Source organism: Tepidanaerobacter sp. EBM-38, from assembly GCA_001896545.1.
Taxonomy (GTDB): domain Bacteria; phylum Bacillota; class Thermosediminibacteria; order Thermosediminibacterales; family Tepidanaerobacteraceae; genus Tepidanaerobacter.
In genome coordinates this window covers 1-8,071 of the sequence record MPOT01000006.1, presented here as the reverse complement: position 1 = coordinate 8,071, position 8,071 = coordinate 1, and the positions used below count along the sequence as shown (strand labels likewise).

At 37.3% G+C, this 8,071-nt stretch carries 8 protein-coding genes and 1 tRNA gene; 8 read left to right on the top strand and 1 reads right to left on the bottom strand.

Annotated features, from left to right (window positions below; genetic code table 11):
- Positions 1-329: 329 nt before the first annotated feature.
- Positions 330-1,685: a phosphomannomutase/phosphoglucomutase gene (locus tag BUC45_RS00365; RefSeq protein WP_296969270.1), complete on the bottom strand. Its 1,356-nt coding sequence runs from the start codon at positions 1,683-1,685 to the stop codon at positions 330-332.
- A gap of 274 nt (positions 1,686-1,959) precedes the next feature.
- Here BUC45_RS00365 and hisZ point away from each other — a divergent pair, with 274 nt between their 5' ends.
- From hisZ to BUC45_RS00325, 8 genes are all read left to right on the top strand, one after another.
- Positions 1,960-3,075, top strand: a complete 1,116-nt coding sequence (hisZ, locus tag BUC45_RS00360) for an ATP phosphoribosyltransferase regulatory subunit (RefSeq protein WP_296969267.1) — start codon at positions 1,960-1,962, stop codon at positions 3,073-3,075.
- Between the two features lie 54 nt (positions 3,076-3,129).
- A complete protein-coding gene (gene hisG, locus BUC45_RS00355) occupies positions 3,130-3,750 on the top strand; it encodes an ATP phosphoribosyltransferase (RefSeq protein WP_296969265.1) in 621 nt (206 codons plus the stop codon).
- Between the two features lie 226 nt (positions 3,751-3,976).
- The gene (gene hisC, locus BUC45_RS00350; RefSeq protein ID WP_296969263.1) at positions 3,977-5,008 is read left to right on the top strand and encodes a histidinol-phosphate transaminase; all 1,032 of its coding nucleotides are present in this window, start codon (positions 3,977-3,979) and stop codon (positions 5,006-5,008) included.
- A 15-nt stretch (positions 5,009-5,023) separates the two neighbouring features.
- Complete coding sequence (gene hisB, locus BUC45_RS00345; protein WP_296969261.1) at positions 5,024-5,608, top strand: imidazoleglycerol-phosphate dehydratase HisB; 585 nt, start codon at positions 5,024-5,026, stop codon at positions 5,606-5,608.
- A gap of 30 nt (positions 5,609-5,638) precedes the next feature.
- Positions 5,639-6,367, top strand: a complete 729-nt coding sequence (hisA, locus tag BUC45_RS00340) for a 1-(5-phosphoribosyl)-5-[(5-phosphoribosylamino)methylideneamino]imidazole-4-carboxamide isomerase (RefSeq protein WP_296969259.1) — start codon at positions 5,639-5,641, stop codon at positions 6,365-6,367.
- A 16-nt stretch (positions 6,368-6,383) separates the two neighbouring features.
- A complete protein-coding gene (gene hisF, locus BUC45_RS00335; protein ID WP_296969256.1) occupies positions 6,384-7,142 on the top strand; it encodes an imidazole glycerol phosphate synthase subunit HisF in 759 nt (252 codons plus the stop codon).
- Positions 7,135-7,773, top strand: coding sequence for a bifunctional phosphoribosyl-AMP cyclohydrolase/phosphoribosyl-ATP diphosphatase HisIE (gene hisIE / locus BUC45_RS00330; protein ID WP_296969253.1), 639 nt, complete (start codon positions 7,135-7,137; stop codon positions 7,771-7,773). The genes hisF and hisIE overlap by 8 nt, the downstream gene beginning before the upstream one ends.
- A gap of 199 nt (positions 7,774-7,972) precedes the next feature.
- A tRNA-Val gene (locus BUC45_RS00325) sits at positions 7,973-8,048 on the top strand.
- Positions 8,049-8,071: the final 23 nt, after the last annotated feature.

Here is an 8,071-nt window from a genome sequence, read left to right as displayed (position 1 = left end):
TGTAATTCTATCCATCTCAATCATAACACAAAAATAAGGGTAAAAATAGTAATGGAGCGGGATTTAAGAAAATCCCACCCCAACTATTGACAAAGAGCCGTATTTTTATTGACTAGTGACTAGTTTTTCATGTTTTAAAAAGAAATAGGCAAATATATAACTAAAATGAATGCTTATAAAAACTGCCCAACCTATGTATTAGAAGCATTTTGTACACTGTTTGAAGCAATAGAGGCTAAACATTAGGTGGCAGTTTATGGGCTGCGTTAGTAAGCCAATTGTATTGACTGTAACTATACTATATAGCGTTTAAATATAGCGCTTAAATGTCAAAAAAGTTTCAAAGGCAGCAGCGCTTTTTGAATCTCATTTTTTATCTTTTCAAGGCCGTCCTTGCTTGTTGCTTCACATCTAACGATGAGTTCCGGGCCGGTGTTAGAGCTTCTGACAAGTCCCCAACCATCGGGGAAGATTACCCTCGCCCCATCTACATCTATTATAGGGTATTTATCCTGAAAGTAGCGTTTTACAGCTTCGACCTTATCAAACTTTTCTTCATCCGGGCACGGCACGCGAAGTTCAGGTGTAGAATAGTATTTGGGTACATCTGCCAACAGCTCGGAAAGCTTTTTATCGGTATTTGACAAAATTCTTAAAAGCCGGGCAGCAGCATATAGAGCATCATCGAAACCATAATATTCGTCTGCAAAGAACATATGGCCTGACATTTCACCCGTAAATACGGCACCGATTTCTCTCATTTTTGCCTTTATTAATGAATGGCCTGTTTTATAGAAGATAGGTTTGCCGCCTAATTTTTTTACTTCATCTACGAGGGCTTGTGAGCACTTAACTTCAATAATAGCCACAGCCCCGGGATATTTTGGCATGATCTCGCGCCAATATAGAATCATCAACATATCGCCATAAATTATATTTCCCTTATCATCAACTACGCCAATGCGGTCCCCATCACCATCAAATCCGATTCCTAAATCCAGTTTTTCCCTTAAAACTAATTCTTTCAAGTCTGTTAGATTTTCAGGTTTGACCGGGTCGGGAAAATGATTTGGAAATTCAGGATCAGACTCGCAGTATAGAGGGTAAACATCAACACCCAATCGGCGGAAAAGTTTTTCGGCAAAGAGCGAAGCAGTGCCATTTCCACAGTCTATTCCGACTCTGAGCTTTTTTGAAAGGTGTATTTTTTCGCAAATCATATCAATATAATCCTTTACAGGGTCTTTATAGGTAATCGAACCTTGACCTGATAGGAAATCTCCTTTTTCCATCATAATCCTTAAATTTTGAATTTCGTCACCATATATAGTGCCCGGACCAAATGCCACTTTAAAACCATTAAATTGTGCGGGATTATGGCTTGCAGTTACCATTATTCCGGGATTTATGTTAAAATGTATTCTGGCATAATAAAATATAGGAGTTACAACCGTACCTATGTCGACTACATTACATCCGGTAGACAGCAGACCTTCTGTAACAGCTTTTTTTAAAGATGGTGAAGAAATGCGATTATCACACCCAACAATAACTGAAGTTTCGTTATTTTTTAAGGCATAGGTACCAAAAGCCTGACCAAGCCTCCTTGCAAAATCTTCATCCAAATCTTCACCAACAACACCTCTTATGTCATACTGCCGAAATATGTAAGGATTTATTTTCATTACACTTTCCTCCTTGGCGCCAAGCGAGTTATTTTAATTTTTTGTAATTGTAATATATCTGAATTATATCATAAAACTTTTTTGAAGCAAAATATCTTCTCACAAATAGGTGACATTTTACGAGAATAAATTTAACATAACATTATCATAGAATAACTATACAGCACATAAAATCACTATTGATTATTTAAAAGCATTATGTTAATATTCCCTTAAATACTTTAGATACTTTAATGCTTTAATATACTAAAGGATTATTGAAGGATGTGTATTAATGACCAAATACTTTCGAAAGCCTGCAGGTGTTAAAGATTACTTGCCACCGCAAGCTCGTAAAAAAAGGCGGATTGAAAAAATAAGCAGTGATATATTGGAGAAATGGGGATATGAAGAAGTAATAGCACCATCTTTTGAATACCTAGAAACATTTGTAAAAAGCGGCCAACCGGGGTTTGCGGAAAAGGTGTTCAAGTTTTTTGACAGGCAGGGTGGGGTTATGGCTTTAAGACCTGATATCACCACATCAATCGCCAGAATGGTTGCAACACATTACAGCGAGCATTCTATGCCTTTAAGATTCTATTATATGGCAAATGTTTTTAGATTTCAGGAGATGCGCAAGGGCAGAGAGCAAGAATTTTATCAAACTGGTGCTGAACTTATAGGAATTTCAGGAATAGAAGCTGATATTGAAATTATAATATTAGCATCTTTCATATTAGAGGAGATAGGCATAGATAATTTTATAATAAATGTAGGACATATAAAATTTTTAGAAGGGCTTTTAGATGAAATAGAGGATGAACCGCTACTAAAGGATAGTATAGCTCAAGCAATAAAGAATAAAAATTTTGTGCTGCTCAAGAATTTAATTGAAACAAATGTACTCAAATCTAACACCAAAGAAATATTTTTAGCTCTACCGTATTTTTATGGTGGCCCGGAGATATTAGATGAGATTATAAAGTTTCCGCTTAACGACAAATGCGTTGAAGCCATATCGGACCTTGTCAAGTTGTGGAAAGTACTAAAAAGTTTCGATAATATTAATCTTACTTTTGACCCCGGCCTTGCCCGCGGTATGGATTATTATACAGGGACAGTATTTGAGATATATTCACCGAATGCAGGATTCCCTTTAGGGGGCGGGGGACGATATGATACACTGCTTGATAAGTTTAACGGCTCTCGACCGGCAACGGGTTTTGCTTTAAGTGAGGATGTGATTCTTTCAGTTTTAGATAAAGACATGAAAGACATCTATGAGCCCACATACCTATTTTATACTCCTGAAAGATTTGTTGAGGCATTAGATAAAGCTGAAGAAATGAGAAAACACGGTATTATAGTTAAAATGATACCTTCAGAAAAACATGATTCTCATATTTAACATAAGGTAATTTTTTAAAAATAATAATTTACTAATCAATAAAGGAGAATTTTCTTGGATTTATTAAAAATTGCCCTATCAAAAGGCAGGATTTTATCGGAAACCCTTGAACTTTTTAAAAAAATACAAATGGATTTTGAGGGAGTAAGTGAAGCTTCCCGCAAGCTTTTTTTTGATTTTGAAGAATATGGCATAAGAATGATTTTGGCAAAACCTTCGGATGTGCCTACTTATGTTGAATATGGTGTTGCAGATATTGGAGTTGCAGGTAAGGATGTGCTGTTGGAAAACAAGAATGATGTTTTTGAGCTGATGGATTTAAAACTGGCACAGTGCCGTATGGTAGTTGCTATTCCGGAGGCCAGACCTTTAAATACTCCAATTTACAGGGTGGCAACCAGTTACCCGTGTATTGCAGAGGAACATTTTGTAAAACAGGGATTTCCTGTAGAAGTTATAAAGCTTCACGGTTCAGTGGAATTAGGTCCTGTGTTGGGACTTTCAGATGCGATTGTAGATATTGTATCTACGGGTAAAACCCTTGAAAAAAATCACCTGAAAATCTTAGAAGAAATCTGTCCTATCAGCAGCAGACTCATAGCAAACCAAGTGAGCTTTCGCATAAAATCCAGTGTAATAATGAAATTGATGGAAAAACTTAAGCAGGTTGTATGATGCAATTCTTGAGGCACTTATTAAGTTGGATTTATCATAACCATTTATGATAGAATGAAGCTGTGCAAAGGTGTATAATTATACATTGAATTCGAGCTATAATTCAAAGTCTTGTTTAAAAACATAAAAATTTTTGCATCATAATCGATGTTGTATTAGGGAGGAGATTACTATAACATCACCAATACACTTTGTAAGGGAAGATATATTAAAATTAACACCATATATGCCTTCAAAGGAACAATGTAGAATAAAGCTTGATGCTAATGAAAGTCCTTATGATGTACCAATTGAAATAAAAGAACGTATATGGAACAGATTGAAGGAGGAACACTTTAACTACTACTATGACCCAAGCTGCGATATTCTTAGGGAAAGTTTATCTGGATATACCGGAGCAAATCCTGACCAAATTTTTGTAGGCAGCGGCGGGGATGAAGTCATAAATGATATAATCATGGCTTTTGCAGGTCCGGGACGAGATGTTATAATTTTAGTTCCAACATTTTCCAGTTACGAAATATTTTCTACTGTAGCCGGTTCCAATATTATTAAAGTGCCTCTTGTAAAAAAACAGGAATGTGGCAGATACTTTTGGGATATTGATACTGCAGGAATAAAACGACACTTTACAAAAGACAAGCCGCAGTTGATGTTTTTATGCTATCCCAATAATCCTACGGGCGATTATTTCGACGATGAGGAATTAGAGGATTTGATAAGGAATTTCAACGGTATTGTAGCCGTTGATGAGGCTTATTTTGAGTTTGGCGGCAAGACTTTTGCAGACCGAATTGCAAAGTATCCACATGTTATAGTTATTCGCACTTTTTCCAAGATATTTTCTTTGGCAGGTCTTCGAGTAGGATATGCCATTGGCCATGAGGATGCGATAAAACAGCTGTTTAAAGTTAAACTGCCATATAATGTGAGCCTTTTCTCACAAATTGCTGCCGTAGAGATTTTAAAGGAAACCGATTGGCTAAAAAACATGCGAAACCAATTTATAGAGGAGCGAAAGCGTCTTAAGGAAGGCTTAGAATCCATTGATGGGATAATGGTATACTCAAGCTCGGCAAACTTTTTTTTATGTGAACTAAAGAAACCAAGAGATATGGTCTACAACGAGCTTTTAAAAAGAGGCATACTGACTCGTCGCTTGGGCGATAAGATACTGGAGAACTGTCTGAGATTTTGCATAGGCACTCCTGAACAAAACGAGTTTCTTTTGTCTTGCTTAAGGGAAATCATGAGTTAAAGGTGGTAGATTTATATGCGCATTGCTGAGAATTATAGGAGCACCAAAGAAACACAGATAAAAGTTAAAATTAATTTAGATGGTGAAGGGGAAAGCAATATTAAGACACCGGCATTTTTTTTAAATCATATGTTAAACCTGTTTTCTCGCCATTCCCTTTTTAATTTGGACATTGAGGCAGATGGCGATGTTGAAGTTGACTTTCATCATCTGACGGAAGATATCGGCATAGTTTTGGGCGAGACATTTTTAAAGGCCCTTGGCCAAAAAGAAGGTATCAAACGCTATGGAAGTTTCTATGTTCCCATGGATGAAGCACTGGCATTTTGCGCGGTAGATATAAGCGGCAGGCCTTTTATAGTTTTTGATGCCGCTTTCGGTAGGGATAAAGTAGGAGATTTTGATGTGGAATTAGTCGAAGAGTTCTTTAGGGCATTTGCGAGCAGTGCCAGAATTACACTTCATTTAGAGGCGATACGCGGTCAAAATACTCATCACATAATAGAAGCGCTTTTTAAAGCATTTGGCCGTGCATTAAAAGAGGCAGCAGCTGTCGACCCTAGAGAAAAGGGCATACCTTCAACAAAGGGCGTACTTTAAGAAATTTTAAGTCTTAGAAAGGGTGGGTCAATGAATATATATCCGGCAATCGATATTAGGAAAGGAAAGTGTGTGCGGCTTAATCAAGGAGATTTTTCTAAGGAAACTGTTTATTTGGAAGATCCCGCAGAAGCTGCAAAGCGCTGGCAGAGTCAGGGAGCCAAATGGATTCATGTTGTGGATTTAGATGGTGCAAAATCGGGTAATCCTATTAATATAGATGTAATTGAAAGGATTCGCAAAACCGTAGATGTCAATATCCAACTGGGCGGCGGCATAAGAGAGGAAGAAACGGCGGAAAATTATATAAATCTGGGTATAAATCGCATTATTTTCGGCTCCTCTGCTGTTAAAAATTTACCTTTAATAGAAACAGCAATAAAAAAATTTGGAGCTGAAAAAGTTGCGGTTGGCTTGGATGTCCGCAAAGATGAAGTCGCAATCAACGGATGGGTAAAGGACTCCGGAGTTAAAACGGAAGAGATGTTAAAAAATCTTAAAAATACCGGTTTAAAAACTATCATTTACACGGATATTTCTAAAGATGGTATGATGCAAGGACCGAATATTGCAGGCATTGAAAAAGTGCTCAGTTTTGATGATTTTTCAGTAATTGCATCAGGCGGTATTTCCTCGATGCAAGACCTAGAGCAACTGGCTCGATACGAAGAAAAGGGTCTTGACGGAGCTATAATCGGAAAGGCTTTGTACAATGGAACACTGAATTTGAAGGCGGTTTTAAAACAGTTCAGTTCATAGTAAGGAGTGAGATATGATGAGCAAAAAGCGATTGATTGTTTGCCTAGATGTAAAAAATGGACGAGTGGTAAAAGGAGTTAATTTCGAAAACATTCAAGATATTGGAGACCCGGTTGAGTTAGCAGCTTTTTATGATAAGCAGGGTGCCGATGAAATTGTGTTTTTGGATATATCAGCAACCTTAGAAGGCAGAAAGACTACTTTGGAAATGGTAAAAAGCATTGCTAAAAATGTTAATATACCTTTTACGGTAGGTGGTGGAATATCCACTTTAAAAGATATTGAGAATTTGCTAGCGGCCGGTGCTGACAAGGTTTCTATCAGTACAGCAGCTGTTGAAAATCCCGAACTGATTCAAGAAGGAGCACGAAAGTTTGGAAGTGAACATATTGTATTGGCTTGTGATGCCAAAAAAAATAATAACAGTTGGGAAGTTTATACACATGGCGGACATGTAGCTTCAGGCCTTGACGTCATTGACTGGTGCAAAAAAGCTGTAGACTTAGGTTCTGGAGAGATACTTTTAACGAGTATGGATGCAGATGGTACTAATGATGGATATGACATAGCTCTTACCATGGCTGTGGCAGAAGCGGTTAATGTGCCGGTTATAGCTTCAGGAGGTGCTGGAAAGCTCGAACATTTCAAGGAAATATTTTTAAAAGGCAAAGCCAGTGGAGCCTTAGCTGCATCTGTTTTTCATAAAGGGCTTTTCAGTATTAAAGAAGTTAAAGAATATTTAAAATCAGAAGGAGTAGATGTAATCAATGATTGATATAAATTATGATGAAAAAGGGCTGGTCCCTGCCGTGGTTCAAGATGCGAAAAGCAAAGAAGTCCTAATGGTTGCATATATGAATGAAGAATCATTAAAAAAAACCATTGAAACCGGAAAGGCATGGTTTTACAGCCGTAAAAGAAAAAGCCTTTGGCAAAAGGGAGAAACCAGTGGCAATGTTCTTGAAGTTAAAAGTATTTTTTATGATTGCGATAAAGACACACTACTTCTAAAAGTAGATGCAAAAGGGCCGGCATGTCACACCGGGCATAATTCTTGTTTCTATCGCAGTTTGTCAGATATTCAAGATAGCGATACAAATGAAAAAGACGAACCGCAGGAAAATACGCTAAATTTTTTAAATGAGTTAGTAGGTATAATTGATTCGAGATTTAATGAAAAGCCGGAAGGCTCATATGTGGCAAAACTGTATAATGGCGGCAGGGATAGAATATTGAAAAAGGTCGGTGAAGAGGCCACAGAAGTTGTCATAGCATCCATGAGCCAAGATAAAGACGCGACAATATATGAATCCGCTGATTTATTTTTTCACATGTTAATTGCACTACGATATGACGGAATAACAATTGAGGAAGTTATAAATGAGCTTAAGAGAAGGCATAAGTGATTTTCTTGACAATTAATCAATAAATTTGTATAATTGCTTTAACAGATGAGCTTACACAAGGCTTACAATTTCAATAAGGTGTAATTGATAAACAAAGCAACTAAGAGATACACCTTGTATAAAAGAAATAAAGCTTAATAATTCGTTTTAATGATTTTTGACACTGATTCGATTCTAATGTATACTAAGTATTGTCTTTGGGCGGATAGCTCAGCTGGGAGAGCACGTGCCTTACACGCACGGGGTCACAGGTTCGAGCCCTGTTTCGCCCACCAAATATGCGGCCCAGTAGTTCAGT

Coding starts and splice junctions, on each gene's coding strand:
- BUC45_RS00365 (WP_296969270.1), bottom strand. CDS start 1,685: ATGAAAATAAATCCTTACATATTTCGGCAGTATGACATAAGAGGTGTT.
- hisZ (WP_296969267.1), top strand. CDS start 1,960: ATGACCAAATACTTTCGAAAGCCTGCAGGTGTTAAAGATTACTTGCCA.
- hisC (WP_296969263.1), top strand. CDS start 3,977: ATGCCTTCAAAGGAACAATGTAGAATAAAGCTTGATGCTAATGAAAGT.
- hisB (WP_296969261.1), top strand. CDS start 5,024: ATGCGCATTGCTGAGAATTATAGGAGCACCAAAGAAACACAGATAAAA.
- hisA (WP_296969259.1), top strand. CDS start 5,639: ATGAATATATATCCGGCAATCGATATTAGGAAAGGAAAGTGTGTGCGG.
- hisF (WP_296969256.1), top strand. CDS start 6,384: ATGAGCAAAAAGCGATTGATTGTTTGCCTAGATGTAAAAAATGGACGA.
- hisIE (WP_296969253.1), top strand. CDS start 7,135: ATGATTGATATAAATTATGATGAAAAAGGGCTGGTCCCTGCCGTGGTT.